This is a genomic window from Candidatus Acidulodesulfobacterium acidiphilum, from assembly GCA_008534395.1.
GTDB classification, from domain to species: domain Bacteria; phylum SZUA-79; class SZUA-79; order Acidulodesulfobacterales; family Acidulodesulfobacteraceae; genus Acidulodesulfobacterium_A; species Acidulodesulfobacterium_A acidiphilum.
This window is the reverse complement of record SHMQ01000020.1, coordinates 20,824-37,085: the sequence shown is the minus strand read 5'-3', so window position 1 is coordinate 37,085 and position 16,262 is coordinate 20,824. Positions and strand designations below refer to the sequence as shown.

Genomic DNA, 16,262 nt, shown 5'->3' with positions numbered 1-16,262 from the left:
CCCGCCTTCGTCAGCCTGATAACGAATAAGGAAGGCGGGTGGATTGTTTAAAAAATTTTAGGATAAATTAGCCTTAAGTGCGCTTGAGCAAGTATAAGACTATTTCCACAGTGTTGCCCTTCATTTGACATTGTATAATTTTTATGATAACCTGTAATGAATAATTAATTTTATTTACTGTTTGTAAAGTATTATATTTTTATTTTAATCATTCATCAATCTTTTAAAAATTACATTTACTAAAATTAAATGTAATTTCCGCGTACATTGTTTTATTCGGATTAAACATCTATATAATATAATAATAATTTCTAAAATAATAATCTTATTTATATTATTATATATTATCGCATGCATATCTTTACGGGGTATATATATACTAAGATTAAATAAACTTAAATCAAATTAATTTAAAGGAGGTTAAAGTGAAACTATTTATTTATTTAATTGCATTGATGTCGTTTTTTGCATTTGGCGGAGTAAATGCCAATGCTATGTTAAATTCACAGGAGCAATCTAATGCGCCAGCTTCTAGCAACAATTCTTCAAACCAATACGATGCCCCTGCGGCACGTCCAACTATGCATTCAAATAACTATTATGCAAATAAGCCGGTGAAACTACATGTAAGTCCAGCCCATATTAAGATAGTAAAAAAAGTGGTATCAAAAGCTGTCAATGCTTTGGCAAAAAAAAATTACACTAAATTTATTAAAACTACTTCATCATCGTTTAAAAAAAATATAACTAAAACTAATTTCGATAAAGTTTCAAACTCTTTAAATAATAAATTGCAATTAAAAAACGGTTATAATATTCAATATATGACTGCATTAAAACTATCAGGCGTCAAATTTTATGTTTGGAAATTATTATTAAAAAGCGGAAGATTTATATATATTAAAACGGTAATTAAAAACAATAAAATTAACGGACTATCTTTTATATAATTATAATATAGATAGTTATATTAAAGTTTATCGCTTAATTTTGCCAAAAGAAAATTTATTTTCTGCATAAATAGAGTGAATTTGCATTAGTTTACGCGGAAACGACGATAAATAAATTTAAATATTTACAAAGATAAGTCGTTTCCGCGTAATATGGAGTAAAAAAACAAAATAATTACTATGCGGTTTGTTTATAAAGATTTTATTTTCACGGAAGATAAAATAAGATAATGATATATTTTTTCGGCTTTATTAACGCTTACCTTGTTTAAATTTTTCAGGTCAACGACCGTTTCATTAGATTTCAGCCCCTCTATAACGGAATAATAGCTTCCGTATCTTGTTCCGACGATAATACTTTTAGCCTGAAAAACGTTTTTATTTTTATTATAAATAAGGACAATGTCTTTATGGTCGATATGCGCTACCGCGGATATCGGAACAACCAAACGTTTGCTATAAGGCATTTTTATATATACATTTCCGTATGAATTAATTTTCAAGATATCCTTTTTATTATCTATAGATATTCTAGCCTTAATAAATTTCCCTTTTTTAAAAGTATATGGATAAATGTATGAAATTATACCGTGAAAAATCGTATTTCCATAATATGTAAATCTTAACGAAACACGCTTTCCAATATGAATAAATTTTAAATCTCGAACGTTTATAAATATTTTCATCCATAATTTTGATATATCGGCCAACTCGTAAAGTCTTGCGCTTGGCTTAACGTAACCGCCGTCAGAAATTAATTTTTTGAATACAATTCCGTTTATAGGTGAATATATAGGAATTTGTTTTATAATTTTATTATCTTTTTCTATTTTTTTAAGCTGATATTTATTTATTCCCCAGAATAAAAGTTTTTTTTCGGCGGATAAATAAATTGTTTCTGCCTGCGATTTAAAAGAAGTATTTTTAAGCCTTAGATAATTTTTATAATCAAGAACATAATCGTTTTCGGCATCGATTAAAGACGGACTATAAAGCAAAAACAGGGGCATTCCCTTATGAACTTTAATTCCAGCTTTGTCGGCATATATTTTAGATATATAGCCGCCGAATTTTAATGAAATAATTCTTACAAGAGGAGATGCAAATGTAGTTCTGCCGCTTGCCCGTATTGTAGGAAACACTTTAATTTCTTTTATGGTTCTAAAATACGGCTTTATTTTTTTTATATTATCAAGTTTTAATAGATGAATTTTACTACTTTTCCCAATACCGATATTATAATTATAAAAATTGTATAATTTTTTATTATAGTAAATAACCGGCATTATAAAGAATCTATAAGCAATAAAAAGTATCACCGGTATTGCTACTAAAACCGCAGAAATAATTAATTTATTTTTAGCAGCCGTCGTTTTAACGCCGTTGAAAATTTTTTTTATTTTAAACATATTATAATTTCAATTTTTTAATTTATTTTGCCTAACGATGCCGTTAAATCGCTTTTGTTTATTAAGAAATTCAATTTATAGCTATTTGACAGCAATTCCGCTTTGACCATTTTTTTAAACGAATTAAGAAGTTCAAAAGCGGAGGTTTTTCCGAATATATATCTGTTTATATATAATTTCAAAAGAAGGGACGATTCGGGAAGATAAATCTTCTTTTCGGTTTCATAAAGTTTATAATATTTTTTAATTTTTGTTAAATATGTCGAAATTTTTCTTGACACCCCGCTATACTCCCAACTTCTTGCAAACATTGTAGAAATCATATTTTTTTTCGCTTTGTCGATTTCAGGAAACTGTCTCTGATTAAAATATAGCGGAATTTGAAGGCCTATCGAGCCTCCTAAGGCAGGTTGTATATCGTATCTATAGCCGTATTTTACATGAAAAATAATATTTGGATATAATCCCTGGTCAGCTAATTGTTTTTCATCTTTTGAATTTTTAAATAAAAAATTAATAGCTTTAAGCAAAGGGCTATTTTTAAAAGCTTCTAAAATAATATTTTTAAATTTTTTAGGCTTTAATTTTTTTATGTTAGGCAGAATTGCTTTTCCTTTCAGTTTATTTAGCTTTAATCCTGAGAACCTGGACAGTTCGTATAATGCTTCAAGTTTATCTTTTTCCATATCGGTTAATTGGTTATTAAGTGCTATCATCTTTAGTTCAATTCTAATTACGTCGGTTTCTTTGGTTTTCCCCACGGCATAACCGTTGTCCGTATTTTTCTCCAATAGCTTTAACAGCGAATAATCGCTTTTTATTATAGCAATGTCGTTTTCTATTTGCGCAAGCCTGTAATAATAGTTTTTTACGTCGGCAACGGTAGAAACTCTTGCAGATTCGGTGATTTCCTTATTATAGGCGTAATAATTTTTTGCAATTTTGCTTCTTAAAAATAGTTTTGTCGGAAAAGGTATCAACTGAGTAAAAGTAAACCGTACTTTAGTTCCCTGATATACTTTGTTGCCTATCATAAAATTATTAAAACCGTCGGAATCATTATAACCGAATGCTATTTTGGGGTTAGGCAGGCTTTTTTCTATTTTGATATTTTCTTTAGAAGCTGCGGCTTTCATTTCTAAAGATTTCAAATTATAATTTTTCAGGGAATTTTTAATTAACCGCTTCAACGATAAAATTTTTTTCAGTTTTTTACTGTATTTTTTATTTATTAAAACTTTATTTGAGCGTTTTAAACCTGAACCGAAATTTTTTTTATCTCTGATTATCGAATGATGAAGTTTTTTTTTTAAGTTTTTGGAAGCAAAAGACATGCTTGGGTAAGCCAGAAATAATATAGTTAGGACAAAAGGCATTAGAATAAAAAAAAACAGCGTAATTTTTGTTTCTTTTTTACTCATAGCAAATAAGTTTTTAATTAAATATTATGTTTACTATGTTACTATAAATCATAACAAAAATCAATGTAAACATCCATCCCAAATTTGCCGATAGAAAATTATCTTTATGGATAGCATGCAAACGCATGTCGTTTGCGTCATCCAGTGTTCACATAGCTTTAAGACCTATTTTAAGATTTATATCGGCAAAATTTTAATCCTTAATTTGAACATAAAAATTCTTATTCTCCCACTTTTTTGCATCAGTCCAGTAAAAAGTAAAAACAATTTCATCGTTTTCCTTTAAATTTTCCGTCGGCAAATCGGCATAAAAAACTCCTAGTCCGGAATCTTTTACTTCGGTATCGTTAACAGTGCGCCATCCATCGCTCGTCCAATGAACTAAAGCATGGGAAAGCGTTTCAATACGCATTTTTTTTCCGGCGGGAATTTTATGCAATTTATGATTAAAGCGCCATTGCATAATATTTGACGTTACTCCGTTCTTAAGATAACGCAAAACGGTCTGAGGAGGCATGTCGAATACTCTTTCTTCAGTAATAGAACGGATAAGTTTCAAATATTCGGCGTGCGCCCATACCAAAGGCATAGCCGAACCGGACGGACGGCCAAAGAAAAGTCCCCGCTCCGGTATATCGTTGCTATCCCATACCTGTTCAGGAAAAAGCCCTATGCCGTCGGCAAAACTTTCCATTGTTTTTAGCAGGCGTTTTGCTTCTTCGAAATCTCCTAAGGCAACGCAGTAGTGTCCGCGTTCTCCGGAAAGAAGCGGCCAAAGCCTGCCTCTGCCCGTACCATCAAAAGGACTGCCGTCCTGATGTTCGCCGTAACCGTCTCCGTTGTATCTATGCCAGCATGGACCGGAAGGCGTTTCTACTTTTAGCATTGCATCTATAACTTTTACCGTGTTTATTATTCTTTTGTCGTCCGCTTTTCTCAAACCGAATCGAACCAACGCCAAAGCGTCCGTACAAACAACCGAAGATATATGTGGATAACAGGATGCGGGCGGGCGGTTTTTAATACATATAACGTCGTCGCCTTCTTCAAAATCGGGCGGAGTAACCCTTACGTAAAAACCTTCTACCCCGGCTTTGTCTGCAAGTTCCCCTCCTTTTACGTAAAGCCAGCGGTCTATGCATGAATACCATGAATCCGCCGTTTCCCTTAAATATGGGGCATAATCGGACTCGCCGGCTAATTTGGCAAGTTCGGCTCCTATTATAAGAGCGGAAATTTCAGCCGCAATAGTATATGGAGTATAACCGCCGTTTTCTTCCCATCTATCCTGCTGCGTTACGGGACCGTTCTTTACTATATAGGCGAGGGCTCTTTTTACCATAGGCCAGAAACGGTTAATATCGCTTTCTAAAATAGCCGTTTCCCTGCGGGCAAGGTCTAAAAGCAAAACGGGCAGCGCCGTTTCGTCCATTTGAATGCCGTTCCAGTATGGAAAGCCGTCAAGCCACATATTTTGAGGCCAATGACCGTCGGATTCCTGAGTAGATTCAAAATATATAAGCATATTCATAACTTCCGATTTTATATTTGCGGCGATAAGTCCGCCTGCGGACTGAACCATATCGCGCGGCCAAATAAGATGATAACCTCCTAGGTCGCCGTCTCCTTTCGAAAAACCCCACGGCACGGCAAGACTTGCAAGAACCGCCCCCGGAATATATTTAGACCTGTGAATTAATATTACCATGGCGCTTATAGAAAAAAGCTCATGCTTTTCGGCATAAAAAACAGGTTTTTGTTTTTGCCAAAACTCCTGCCATTTTCCAGCGTAAAATTCAAGAATTTTTTCAAAACCAACGTTTATAGAGGCTATAGATTGAAGCGCCGCTTCCGAAGGATTGCGCCCGAATCCCAGAGCCAGCAGAAAAGAGCCGTCTTCATCGAGCATTATTTCTCCGGTTAGCGCAACATTGCCGTTTTCGGCTCTTTTATAGACAGACGTAAGTTTTCCGTTTTTCTTTAAATCCTGCCAGCCGTCCGAAAAACCTACAAAACCGACCGAACAAGCTTTAAAACCTTTTTCGCTCATAAGGCATAAAGAAGTTTTATGACGTGAGGCAAAAAGTCCCGTTTTTCCTTTGAATTCATCAAACCAAGCCGTATTGCCCGCGCCATGATTGCCAATGTGGGATGCCGTAATTACATAGAGCCTGTATTTACCCGGCTTTAAAGGAGTAAATTTCCCTCTTATAATAACTACCGACCTTTTAGGGTCAGTTATAATATCTTTTTCTATCATGTAATACCCGTTTTCGCATAAGCTTTCTACGTGATATGCCGGTACGCCCGTATAAATAAGCGAAGGGGAATGTTTAGCATGCCTTTTTTCTTCCGAAAAAAAACCGTCGTCCGCCGTTACCACAAAACCAAGGTCGCGGATTGCCGCTTCGTCTTCCCTCGGCGAATAAACTTCGTTTAGAATACCGTGAGACATAGTAAACCATACGGAACTTCCGTTAAAAGCCGTTCCTACTGCGCTTTTATTAGCTCCCGTCCATCTGCCCGGTATTCCAGGCCATCCTGAAGCAAAAAATTCATTATTCATATTTACACCCGATTAAAATTACGCTAAATAAACTATGATTTAACGCAATATGTTTTGATTTATTTTATATATTTTTTATTTAAAATTACGAGAAATTTCTAAATTTAAATTTGGGATTAACCGCCATGGGTAAAATTAGCATAATCAATCATCGCTCCGTCTGCAAATATGGTACTGCCCGTTATATATGAAGCCGCATCGGAAACTAAGAACGCGGCGACGTCGGCAATTTCATCAGTACTGCCCATTCTGCCGAGCGGAATTTTGTCAAGAAGATCTTTAAGCGTCGCAGGATTGCTCCATACGCTTTTGTTGATAGCCGTTTGAATGGCGCCCGGCGCAAGAGACAGTACCCTGATACCCGACGAACCCAGTTCCTGCGCCATAGTTTTAGTAAGCATAGAAAGACCGGCTTTCGCAGCGGTATATCCGCTGTAACCGCTCCACGGAATTACTTCATGTACCGACGTCATATTTAATATAACGCCTTTTTTCTGGTTTATCATGTACTTCACGACTTCTCTTGCGCAGTAAAAAGGGCCGAATAAATTTATTTTGATTACTTTTTCCCATTCCGATATATCGGATTCGTATATAAGAGAATGTTTTCCGTCAATTCCGGCATTATTTACCAATATATCTACTCCGCCCCACTTTTTAACAAAAGTATCGACCATATTTTTAACTTCGCCGCTGTCTGAAACGTCTGCCTGAATATTAATAACTTCTGCCCCTAATGCTTTTATTTCCGAAGCAATTTTTTCCGCCGCATCGGGGTGGGAATGAAAATTTAATCCAATTTTTGCTCCGGCAGCGCCGAATTTTTTAGCAATCGATTCACCTAAGCCTGAACTTGCACCTGTAATTAATGCTCTTTTGCCTTTTAAATTTATATCCATAACCGTTTATTACCTCCTTTTTTTTACAAAAAAGGCGTCTGACGCCTTTTTACTTAAAATTAAATATGAAAAACTTTAAACGGGTCGTGTTCGAAATGATACACTTTAGCTACTTCTATTTCTAACATTTTAAGCCATTTCGTCTGAATAGATACGGCTACAAAAGCGCCGAGCAGCGGACCTATCCAGTAAACCCACCAACCGCTCCACATGCCCGACGCTAAAGACGGTCCAAAACTTCTTGCAGGATTAGTGCTGGTTCCTGAAATAGGAGCTTCAAAATAAACCATAACCGCATAAAGAAAAGGGAACAAAACGGGGGTAAATGGCCTCAAGCGTTTATAACCGAGAAATAAAAAAAGACCGGCTACAAGACAGAAAGTCGTTACAACTTCGCCTAAAACCGCTTCCGACGCGCCTCCTTTTCCTGGAATAGTCGCTCCGTAATATATCGCTTTTCCTATACTTCCCCAAAAAAGAAGCGTAAAAGCCCCGACCGCCGCTCCGAGAAACTGCGCTGCAACATAACCTATAGCCATAGTGCTCTTAATTTTGCCTTTCATCCAGAAAGAAAAGGTAACGACCGGATTAATATGAGCGCCGCTCCATTTCCCAACCGGCGAAAACGTTATAAGCATACCTGTGCCGCCGAATAAAAATCCCGTAAGAGCCCTTCTAATACCGGAACTTGGAATTAAAGAAACTATAGGGCTTCCTTTGCCGAAATCTAAAATTACGAAAGAAACTCCTATGCCTATAAGCAGAGCCGTCCCTATAAATTCTGAAAAATACAATTTCCATATTTTCATATTTTCATATTAACTCAAATTATATCATAAATAATATATTTACAGTTTTATATTTAATAATTTCAACGCGATACTATATAATCATAAATAAACCGTATCCTGCGTCTGCGGATATCCGGTTTTTAAAAAAAGCAGGATATAATCCCTTAAATGTCTTGTAATTAAAAAGTTGTGCTTGACGTGGTTATGCCCGTTTTCTCCAAGCTGTTTGGCATATTCCGGATTTTGCAGAATCTGTTTTACGTATAAAGCAGTTCCTTCCGTAGTTCTGGATAAAAGCCCCGAATATTTATGCGTAATCTGTAACGGTATGCCGCCGACGGCAGAAGCTATTACCGGTTTAGACTTCCATAAACCTTCCGAAACCGTAAGTCCAAAACCTTCCTTGATAGATTTTTGCAATATTACCGTGGACGCTCTCTGAAGGGCATTAATTTCGATATTGCTTATCGGCGGAAGATTTAAAATAAATATATCTTTGTCTCCTCCTGCTTTTTCTATGACTTCGTTATAAACTTCCGTAGCTTCAGGGTCGTCCGCCGCCGCTCCGCCCGCAAGAACGAGCTGACAATCTACGTGTTTTTTAACGAGCCTGTAAACGTCGATAACTCCCAACGGGTCTTTTAACCTGTCAAATCTTGAAACCTGCGTTATAATATTTCTTTCTGGGTCTATTTTAAATCTAGACAATACTTCGTTTATAGTTTCAGGCGGTAAATCTTTATTTTTATCAGACAGAGGATCTATAGACGGCGAAATTAATATCTGCGGTATCTTAAGTTTATTTGAAAAAAGAGGCGACGAAAAAACCGAATAATCGTATTTTTCTATAAATTTTTTTAAAAAATTAAATGTCTTCATATTAGCCGAACTTAAATCTATATGACATCTCCATATAAATTTTTTTTCTTTAAAACCGTTTTTGTCTTTAACCTTTATTAATCCTATAGGCTGGGGGTCATGAATAAATATGATATCGCCGATAAGATTCATGTCTTTTAAATTTTCTTCCATAACGTCCAAAAAATGCTTAAAGTCGTTTTCCGATATATTTTCTTCTACTCCGTGAAGAGAATTGTGAATTTTTTTAGTTATTTCAAAAAATTTTTCTCCGCCTTTTATAAAATCCCATCTTGCATCGACGCCTACTTCTTTTAAAAGAGGTACCATTCTTGAAAGAATTTCGGCTACGCCCCCGCCGACGGGAGTTGAATTTATATTTTGCACAATTTTACCGTTTAAATAAGAACCTAATTTTTCGATTTCTTCGATAGTTTCTTTGCCTGCTATATCTGCGTAATCCCTTATAGACCTCATTTTATTATCCTTTTTATTATCATTATTATAGTTATTTAATTTTATTTATTTTTAAATAATTCAGTCATATCTAAATATATTTTTCGGTATATCTTATTATCTGCTCTTTAAGTCTGTCCATAGTAACGGAATAAGGGTCGAGATTCTGAATTTTGAGGGATAAATCAGGCAGCTTAAGTTCGCTTCTTATCCACACGGAAAAATCGTCGAGTCCCGAACCTAATCTAAAATGGGATTCAAAAAAATGATAATATACCGAAAAAATAGTAATATTTCTTAGGATATCGCCAAACTCTTTTAGGGTATATGCTTCTTTTCCGGTGGACATAACGAAAGTAGCGGCTTTCATGAAATTAAATCTTTCGTTTATTTCGACCTTCCTGGTTTTAGAATCTTTAGAAATAAAAGCGGACAGCCTTTTTATAAGTTCTTGTTTGTAATCCGTCATAGAAGTATAATTAAACATATCTATGCTCGATATTTCTTCGCCGAGCAATTTTTCTCCCAGCGTATGTATAATCCAGTGGGCAAAGTCGTTCGGCGCATCCGGAACAACGTAATGGTGCTGCATAAGATAGTGATGCGTATGGTAGTAAATAATAGAATCGTCGGCATTTTTTATGCCGTCCAAAAGCTCTTTTAAGTTTAATGCGTAAATTCCGGTAAGCTGCGGCAACGTCAAGCGGGTATAAAATTTGAAAGGATATTTAGCTCTCGTTTCCATTTTTCTTTCTCCTTTTTAGTTTTAAAACAAAAGATAATATTAAATCTCTTACCGGATCGTCGTAAAGTTGAGGGCTGTAAACTTCGACCGCGACAAAATAGCTTGTAAGAGAAACATCTACCGCCCTGATAACGGGGGACGAATTTTTTTCAATTAAAGCCTCTATAATTTTAGAATCTTCTTCGGGAACAACTCCGTAATTTCCGCTTAAGGTCAAATAATCGTATAATTCTTTTTTAAAGTTTTCAAAATCGGTTTCTTTATCTAATTCAAACCTTACCCTTACTAATCTTCTTTTAATATTATCGTAATTAGTTATTAAAGCCTGCATTAAAACATTATTAGGAGACCTCATAGTAAAACCGGAATCTTCGAGAACGGTCGTAAAAAGCATATTTATATCTTTTATGACGCCTGTATAACCCGGCTTTGCGGCTTCGTGCTGATAGGTGGACATAAGCAATCCATACTGCCATGTAACTATAGTAATCCTATCGCCTATCTTAAAAGGTTTGCCGAATAGTATTATAAAACCGGCAAGCAGATTGGATAAAAACGACTGCGCCGCTATTCCGAATATTACGCCTATAAAAGTAGCGCCGAGAAGAATATTGGATATATTTATGCCTAACGTAGTAAAGATGAAAAGAACTAAAATAAAATACGCCGTAAAACTTAACAAAAATCTTAAAAACCCCGCTTTGTCTTCGGAAACATAACCGCTTAATATTTTAGACGAGCTTTTCTGAATTATTTTTATCGCTAAAATACCGAAAACAGCTATAAATATAGCTTCTATAATAGAAAAATAACCCTTGGGAAGCATGTTTTTGGAAAGATATTTAGAATAAAAATGTATAACGTAAAACAAGGCGAAAAATAAAAAACCTAAAACGGTTAAAGGCACTACGATATTGCCGAGTCTTTTAAACGGCGCAGGCCGTATGTTCTTTTTGTCTTTATTTAATTCGTCTTCCTGTTTTTCGCCGTTTTTATCGGACATAATTTTATAATATAATAATAATTAAATAAAATAAAGTGCTGTAAGAAAATTATAAGCCCAGTCGTAAATATCGTTTTCTATAATTATATTCTGCATCTTATTAATCCTATTGATTTTTTCTTCTTTATTCATCATTAAGGCTTCGTATATCCTTTCTCCAAAACACTCGGTATTGAAAGGATTTATTAAAAAAGCGTCGTATAGCTCTTTCGACGATCCTGCAAACTTAGACAGCACCAGCATCCCCTTATAGTCCGTATTAGACATTATATATTCTTTGGATACAAGATTCATTCCGTCGTGCAGAGGAGAAACTATCATAATATTGCAAAGCCTGTAGTATGCAAGATACACCTGTAATTCAAGCTGTTTGAAATAGCCAGTTATCGGATGCCATTCCGACGTTCCGTATTTCCAGTTAATATCGGTTATAAGTTCCGTAATTTCTTCGTTTAACTTCTTATAGGCATTTATATGAACCCTTGAAGGAACGGCGAACTGTACGAAAACAAACTTGCCTATAAGTTCCTGATGGTTTTCAAGCATTTTGTCTATAGCCTTTAACTTTTCTACTATGCCCTTTGTATAATCAAGTCTGTCCGTCGATACGGCTAAATATTTATAGCGCTGCCCGATAATTTCATCGGTTTTTTTTATTTTATTAAGAATTTTATCGGTCTCTTTAGACATTGCGAGATGACGAAGATAATTTGCATCGACGGAAATTGGGAAAGGCTTAACCCATGTTTTATGCCCCTTATAAGTAACGGAATAATCCGACCAGTTAACCTGCGCTTCCAGTTCCCACTCGCAAGTCCTTAAAAAATTCTGACAGTGGTAAATAATTTGAAAACCTATTAAATCGTTTGCCAGCAAGCCTTCAAGAAGTTCGTGTTTTTCGGGACATATAGAAAATATTTCGGGATTTGGCCACGGTATATGCCAGAATATAGAAACTTTAATTTTTTCGTCATATTCTTTTATATATTTTGCGCATCTTGCAAGATGGTAGTCTTGAAGCCACACTACGTTTTCGGCAAAAGACGACTGCGGCCTTTCTGCAAAGTTTTCCGCTGAGTTTAAACCTTCACCTTCCGGCATTCCTGAATTTAAATATTCATATTCCTGCTTTCTCTTCGATTCCTTTATCTCTTCTATAATAGAATCAGCAAATTTTTTATTAACTTCGTCGTAAGTCAAAAACTGAGCGGAATTAAAAACCGGTTTAACGTAAACTATATGACACAGCGGCCATAAAACCGAATTTGCATATCCGTAATAATAATCGTTAATATCGCTTTTATTTAGAAAAATTCTTTTAAGAGTATAAGATTCGCCGTCTTCGGAAAGCATTATCCTGCCTTTTTCGTCGGATACAGTTTTATCTGCGTTTCCGCTTCCGTAAACAACCCATGTTCCGTTAAGATTCTTCATTATAGGTTCAAGCGCTATCGTAAGTCCGCCTACGGATTTTACTGCCTTGATTTTTTTTCCGGAGTATTCGTGAGAAACTGGTTCCCTGTTGGAGGCAACTATTAAATTTATATTGCCCAATTTCTCTTTTATTAAATCATTAAATCTTTTTTTTTCCATATTTATTTATAAAATTTACAAGTTTATCAAAGATTTAATAAAAAAAATTATTATTTAATTATATTTTATAATATTTTACAATATTTTTATTATTTTTGCAATATTTCATTAATTTTTATAAGATGATATAATAATAAATTATGCATTTAAATGGAATTACGGAATTTAACGAAATAAAAACGAATATATTAAATTCTTCGGATAATAAATTTTACCATCCAGATTTTATATTTTTCTGCTTGGATTTTGACGGAACTTTAGTTAGAATACGTAAAAGCCCTTTGGACGTTTATCCTTCTTTACAGCTAAAAAAATTTTTAAAAAATTTAAGCGATATAGAAGGAGTAAAAGTAAGTATAATTACAGGACGCGCATTAAACGATATAGTGAACAGACTCGGCATTTTGAACAATATAATTTATTCGGGAAACCACGGTTTTGAAATAAAAAGTTATTACAACGATTTAAAAATTGATTTTCTCGTCGAAAATACCGAAAAATATATTGCATTTATTAAACAGGCATTAGGCTATATCGATGAATTTCGTAAAACAAAACTCCGGAATCTGATTATTGAAGATAAAAAGTTTTCTATAAGCATGCACTACAGGTTATTAAATTCCGATGAAACTAAAATTTTAAAAAAATACGTTAAAAATTTATTTATAGAAAATATAGATTTCAAAAAATATCTGCATATTACAAGGGGTAAAAAAATTTTGGAAATAAGACCTAATATAGAATGGAATAAGGGACGTGCTTGCGGTTATATTTTAAAAGAATTCTCAAAAAATATAATAATAAAATCCACGGGCAAGGTTAAAAGCGATTATAATATCTTAAGTATAAATCTCGGGGATGACATTACCGACGAGACCATGTTCGTACCGGATTATCAAATTACAAATGAGGATTATTACGATAACGGCTTCAACGAATCGTATAATTTAAATAAAAACATAAGCATAAATATAAACGTAAAAAATATTAACTGCGTTATCGGAGATAAAAAATCGCAGGCGCAAATTTATCTCGAATCCTATAAAAACACGCCTGCATTTATAGAAAATATTTTATCCGTTTTTAATAAAAAATAGAACCGATATTTTTGCAGAATTGATTTTTATTGTTTATATTTGTTTATATCCAATGTTCCGCCCTTTAAAAAACTTTTAAAACCTAAGCCTGACGCCGGCTTCCGGTCCGTTGAACTCTAAAGTGCCGTCGACGTTATTAGTGTCCACGTGCACCTTGTCGTAAATGTAATCCGCAAAAATAGAAAGAGGGCCTACAGCTTTATAATTAACGCCTGCGTTGATATGATAGAAATATCCGTCGGAACCTACCGATAATCCTTGAATTTTTCCTATAAAAGAAAAGTCGTTTATAGGCGTTATTTTTATCCTTCCTCCGATTATAGGAATTGGCAGACTGACGTTTTTAGTATCGGAAGCATACGGCGAATCTAATTCGGTTTTAGCAGTAATAACGTCCACTCCTACTCCCAAACCTACCGAGGCGTATCTGTTTATCTCGAAATTATGGTCGTAAAACATTTTGTAACTGTATAGATGAAGCTTTGAAGTTACAGGAGTATTAATAGAATACGTCTGACCGTTAAAATAAACGTTCTGCGATATCGTCGTAGAACCGCTATATAAGTATGGTACGTAAGTAAAAGAAATTCTATTGTCGTACAATAAATACAGGGCGACTTTTAACATGGGCTCCGTCTTTGTAGTTTGAAGCCCCAAAAGGGAAGGTGTTATAACCGTTCCTCCGTTTCCTACGGCTAAATGTCCCGAAAGGTTTTGAAAGTATGCCCCGCCTTTAACTTCAAGCCCAAACATACCGGAAGCATAAGCTTTTTTTACCGGTATGCCAGAAAAAACAAAGTAACCTAATCCTAAAATTATAAAAAACGACAGCAATATCTTAAAAATATTAAATTTTTTAATCATTTCGCTCCCTCCTTTCTTCATTTTTTTTAAAAATTTTACCGATTTTCCATTAATATTAAAGCTACGAATTATTTATAGACTCTTTATTATCTCGGAAGCAATTTTATTGTCGAATAAGCCGTTATAATTAGTTTTTAATTCTTTCATTATTTGGCTTATTTCTTTGGTGTTTTTTTCTTTGGAAATTTTTTCTATATAAGATTTAGTCTCTTCAAAAGACCATGTCTTAGGAAGATAGGATAAAAGTATCTCTTTTTCCGCCGATAGTTCCGAAACGTCTTTTTTATTAGCCGTTAAAATTTCTATAGACTGGTCAGTTTTTTTTATCCATGATTTTATAATCTTAGTCATATCGTCGTCGCTTACGGTATCTCCGTGATTCTTTTCTTTAGTAAGTTTTAACGCATCGCTTAAAACCATCGTTAAAATATTTTTTTTAGAATTATCGTTGCTTTTTCTGGCGTTTAGATAATCCGCTTTTATTTTTTCGTGCAGACTCATTATTGTTTTCTCCCGTCGTTTTTTTATTTTTTTTTATTTATTCAATGGTTTTTTATACAATTTAATTTTAATTTAATTTTTATATTTTTTCAATTTATAAAATTTATAATTTATTGTAATTTATTATTAAATACCGCCTCTTGCCATTTCTTTAAGCTTTTCTATTCTGTCTTCGGTAGAAGGATGAGTGCTGAACAAGCTTTTAAATGCGCCTCCCCTTAAAGGGTTGACTATAAACATATGTGCGGTAGCATGGGTCATCTGATTAGCTTGCATAGGTTCTTCTTCGTTTCCGGCTTCTAATTTATTTAAAGCGCTTGCAAGATACATAGGATTTCCGCTCAGCATTGCGCCGCCTTTATCCGCCGCATACTCCCGTTGTCTCGATATAGCAAGCTGTATCATGGTTGCGATGAGCGGGGCTATAATAGCCATGGCGATTATGCCGATAATGTTTCCTTCCCTGTCGTCGCTTCTTCCGCCGAAACCGCCGAACATAGCTCCCCATTCCGCCATCCATGCAAGCATGCTTATTGCGCCGGCAACTGTTGCGGCTATAGAGCTTATAAGAATATCTCTGTTTTTTACGTGCGTAAGCTCATGCCCTATAACTCCCGAAAGTTCGTTTGCATTTAAAATTTTCATAATGCCGGTCGTGACGCATACGGCGGCATGATTAGGATTTCTGCCTGTAGCAAAAGCGTTGGGCGTTTCCTCATCTACTATATAAACTTTCGGCATAGGAATATTGCCTCTTGCCGCAAGATTTCTCACTATAGAATAAAGTTCGGGGTATTCGGCTTCCGTAACGGGAACGGCATGATACATAGATAAAACTACTTTGTCGCTGAACCAGTACGTTCCGAGATTCATTACGGCGGCAAATATTAAAGCTATTACCATTCCCTGCTCTCCGCCGATTGCGCCGCCAGCAAATATTAAGATTCCGGTTAAAACAAGCATTAAAAGAAAAGTCTTAAAATAATTCATTTATAAATTCGACCTCCTTGAATTATAAATTATAAATTAATTAAATTTATAATCGATTTAAATTTTAATCTATTAAATTATTACTTATTAATTTACCGTAAAGTTTTATAAATTTATTT

14 protein-coding genes are annotated in these 16,262 nt (G+C 34.6%); 2 read left to right on the top strand and 12 right to left on the bottom strand.

Annotation, left to right across the window (positions count from 1 at the left end; genetic code table 11):
• Positions 1-425 precede the first annotated feature (425 nt).
• Positions 426-950, top strand: coding sequence for a hypothetical protein (locus EVJ48_07290; protein ID RZV38347.1), 525 nt, complete (start codon positions 426-428; stop codon positions 948-950).
• Between the two features lie 191 nt (positions 951-1,141).
• Here the strand turns inward: EVJ48_07290 and EVJ48_07285 are convergent, their stop codons facing one another.
• The 9 genes from EVJ48_07285 to EVJ48_07245 form a co-directional block, all read right to left on the bottom strand.
• On the bottom strand, positions 1,142-2,359 hold the full coding sequence (locus tag EVJ48_07285) for an efflux RND transporter periplasmic adaptor subunit (GenBank protein ID RZV38346.1): 1,218 nt from the start codon (positions 2,357-2,359) through the stop codon (positions 1,142-1,144).
• Between the two features lie 17 nt (positions 2,360-2,376).
• Entirely contained in the window at positions 2,377-3,780 is a 1,404-nt protein-coding gene (locus EVJ48_07280; GenBank protein RZV38345.1) for a hypothetical protein, read from the bottom strand.
• A 193-nt stretch (positions 3,781-3,973) separates the two neighbouring features.
• Complete coding sequence (locus EVJ48_07275; GenBank protein RZV38344.1) at positions 3,974-6,346, bottom strand: glucan 1,4-alpha-glucosidase; 2,373 nt, start codon at positions 6,344-6,346, stop codon at positions 3,974-3,976.
• A gap of 116 nt (positions 6,347-6,462) precedes the next feature.
• A complete protein-coding gene (locus EVJ48_07270) occupies positions 6,463-7,245 on the bottom strand; it encodes a glucose 1-dehydrogenase (protein ID RZV38343.1) in 783 nt (260 codons plus the stop codon).
• A gap of 59 nt (positions 7,246-7,304) precedes the next feature.
• Positions 7,305-8,054 carry a hypothetical protein gene (locus EVJ48_07265; GenBank protein ID RZV38342.1) on the bottom strand — a complete coding sequence of 250 codons (750 nt, stop codon included), beginning with the start codon at positions 8,052-8,054 and terminating at the stop codon, positions 7,305-7,307.
• Positions 8,055-8,135: 81 nt separating this feature from the next.
• Positions 8,136-9,371, bottom strand: coding sequence for a glycosyltransferase (locus tag EVJ48_07260; protein RZV38341.1), 1,236 nt, complete (start codon positions 9,369-9,371; stop codon positions 8,136-8,138).
• A 70-nt stretch (positions 9,372-9,441) separates the two neighbouring features.
• A complete protein-coding gene (locus EVJ48_07255; protein RZV38340.1) occupies positions 9,442-10,095 on the bottom strand; it encodes a hypothetical protein in 654 nt (217 codons plus the stop codon).
• Positions 10,079-11,098, bottom strand: a complete 1,020-nt coding sequence (locus tag EVJ48_07250) for a mechanosensitive ion channel family protein (protein ID RZV38339.1) — start codon at positions 11,096-11,098, stop codon at positions 10,079-10,081. Before EVJ48_07250 ends, EVJ48_07255 begins: the two co-directional genes overlap by 17 nt.
• Positions 11,099-11,119: 21 nt before the next feature.
• Positions 11,120-12,691: a trehalose-6-phosphate synthase gene (locus EVJ48_07245; protein ID RZV38338.1), complete on the bottom strand. Its 1,572-nt coding sequence runs from the start codon at positions 12,689-12,691 to the stop codon at positions 11,120-11,122.
• 140 nt (positions 12,692-12,831) lie between these two features.
• Here EVJ48_07245 and otsB point away from each other — a divergent pair, with 140 nt between their 5' ends.
• The gene (gene otsB / locus EVJ48_07240; protein RZV38337.1) at positions 12,832-13,788 is read left to right on the top strand and encodes a trehalose-phosphatase; all 957 of its coding nucleotides are present in this window, start codon (positions 12,832-12,834) and stop codon (positions 13,786-13,788) included.
• A 75-nt stretch (positions 13,789-13,863) separates the two neighbouring features.
• Here otsB and EVJ48_07235 read toward each other — a convergent pair whose 3' ends face one another.
• The 3 genes from EVJ48_07235 to htpX form a co-directional block, all read right to left on the bottom strand.
• Positions 13,864-14,652, bottom strand: coding sequence for a hypothetical protein (locus tag EVJ48_07235; GenBank protein ID RZV38336.1), 789 nt, complete (start codon positions 14,650-14,652; stop codon positions 13,864-13,866).
• Positions 14,653-14,724: 72 nt separating this feature from the next.
• Positions 14,725-15,153 (bottom strand): hypothetical protein, encoded by a 429-nt coding sequence (locus EVJ48_07230; protein RZV38335.1) that lies wholly within the window; start codon positions 15,151-15,153, stop codon positions 14,725-14,727.
• Positions 15,154-15,279: 126 nt separating this feature from the next.
• Positions 15,280-16,143, bottom strand: a complete 864-nt coding sequence (htpX, locus tag EVJ48_07225; protein ID RZV38334.1) for a zinc metalloprotease HtpX — start codon at positions 16,141-16,143, stop codon at positions 15,280-15,282.
• Positions 16,144-16,262 lie beyond the last annotated feature (119 nt).

Excerpts from the sequence above, each read along its gene's own strand:
- EVJ48_07285 (RZV38346.1), bottom strand. The coding sequence starts at position 2,359 with ATGTTTAAAATAAAAAAAATTTTCAACGGCGTTAAAACGACGGCTGCT.
- EVJ48_07280 (RZV38345.1), bottom strand. The coding sequence starts at position 3,780 with ATGAGTAAAAAAGAAACAAAAATTACGCTGTTTTTTTTTATTCTAATG.
- EVJ48_07275 (RZV38344.1), bottom strand. The coding sequence starts at position 6,346 with ATGAATAATGAATTTTTTGCTTCAGGATGGCCTGGAATACCGGGCAGA.
- EVJ48_07270 (RZV38343.1), bottom strand. The coding sequence starts at position 7,245 with ATGGATATAAATTTAAAAGGCAAAAGAGCATTAATTACAGGTGCAAGT.
- EVJ48_07265 (RZV38342.1), bottom strand. The coding sequence starts at position 8,054 with ATGAAAATATGGAAATTGTATTTTTCAGAATTTATAGGGACGGCTCTG.
- EVJ48_07260 (RZV38341.1), bottom strand. The coding sequence starts at position 9,371 with ATGAGGTCTATAAGGGATTACGCAGATATAGCAGGCAAAGAAACTATC.
- EVJ48_07255 (RZV38340.1), bottom strand. The coding sequence starts at position 10,095 with ATGGAAACGAGAGCTAAATATCCTTTCAAATTTTATACCCGCTTGACG.
- EVJ48_07250 (RZV38339.1), bottom strand. The coding sequence starts at position 11,098 with ATGTCCGATAAAAACGGCGAAAAACAGGAAGACGAATTAAATAAAGAC.
- EVJ48_07245 (RZV38338.1), bottom strand. The coding sequence starts at position 12,691 with ATGGAAAAAAAAAGATTTAATGATTTAATAAAAGAGAAATTGGGCAAT.
- otsB (RZV38337.1), top strand. The coding sequence starts at position 12,832 with ATGCATTTAAATGGAATTACGGAATTTAACGAAATAAAAACGAATATA.
- EVJ48_07235 (RZV38336.1), bottom strand. The coding sequence starts at position 14,652 with ATGATTAAAAAATTTAATATTTTTAAGATATTGCTGTCGTTTTTTATA.
- EVJ48_07230 (RZV38335.1), bottom strand. The coding sequence starts at position 15,153 with ATGAGTCTGCACGAAAAAATAAAAGCGGATTATCTAAACGCCAGAAAA.
- htpX (RZV38334.1), bottom strand. The coding sequence starts at position 16,143 with ATGAATTATTTTAAGACTTTTCTTTTAATGCTTGTTTTAACCGGAATC.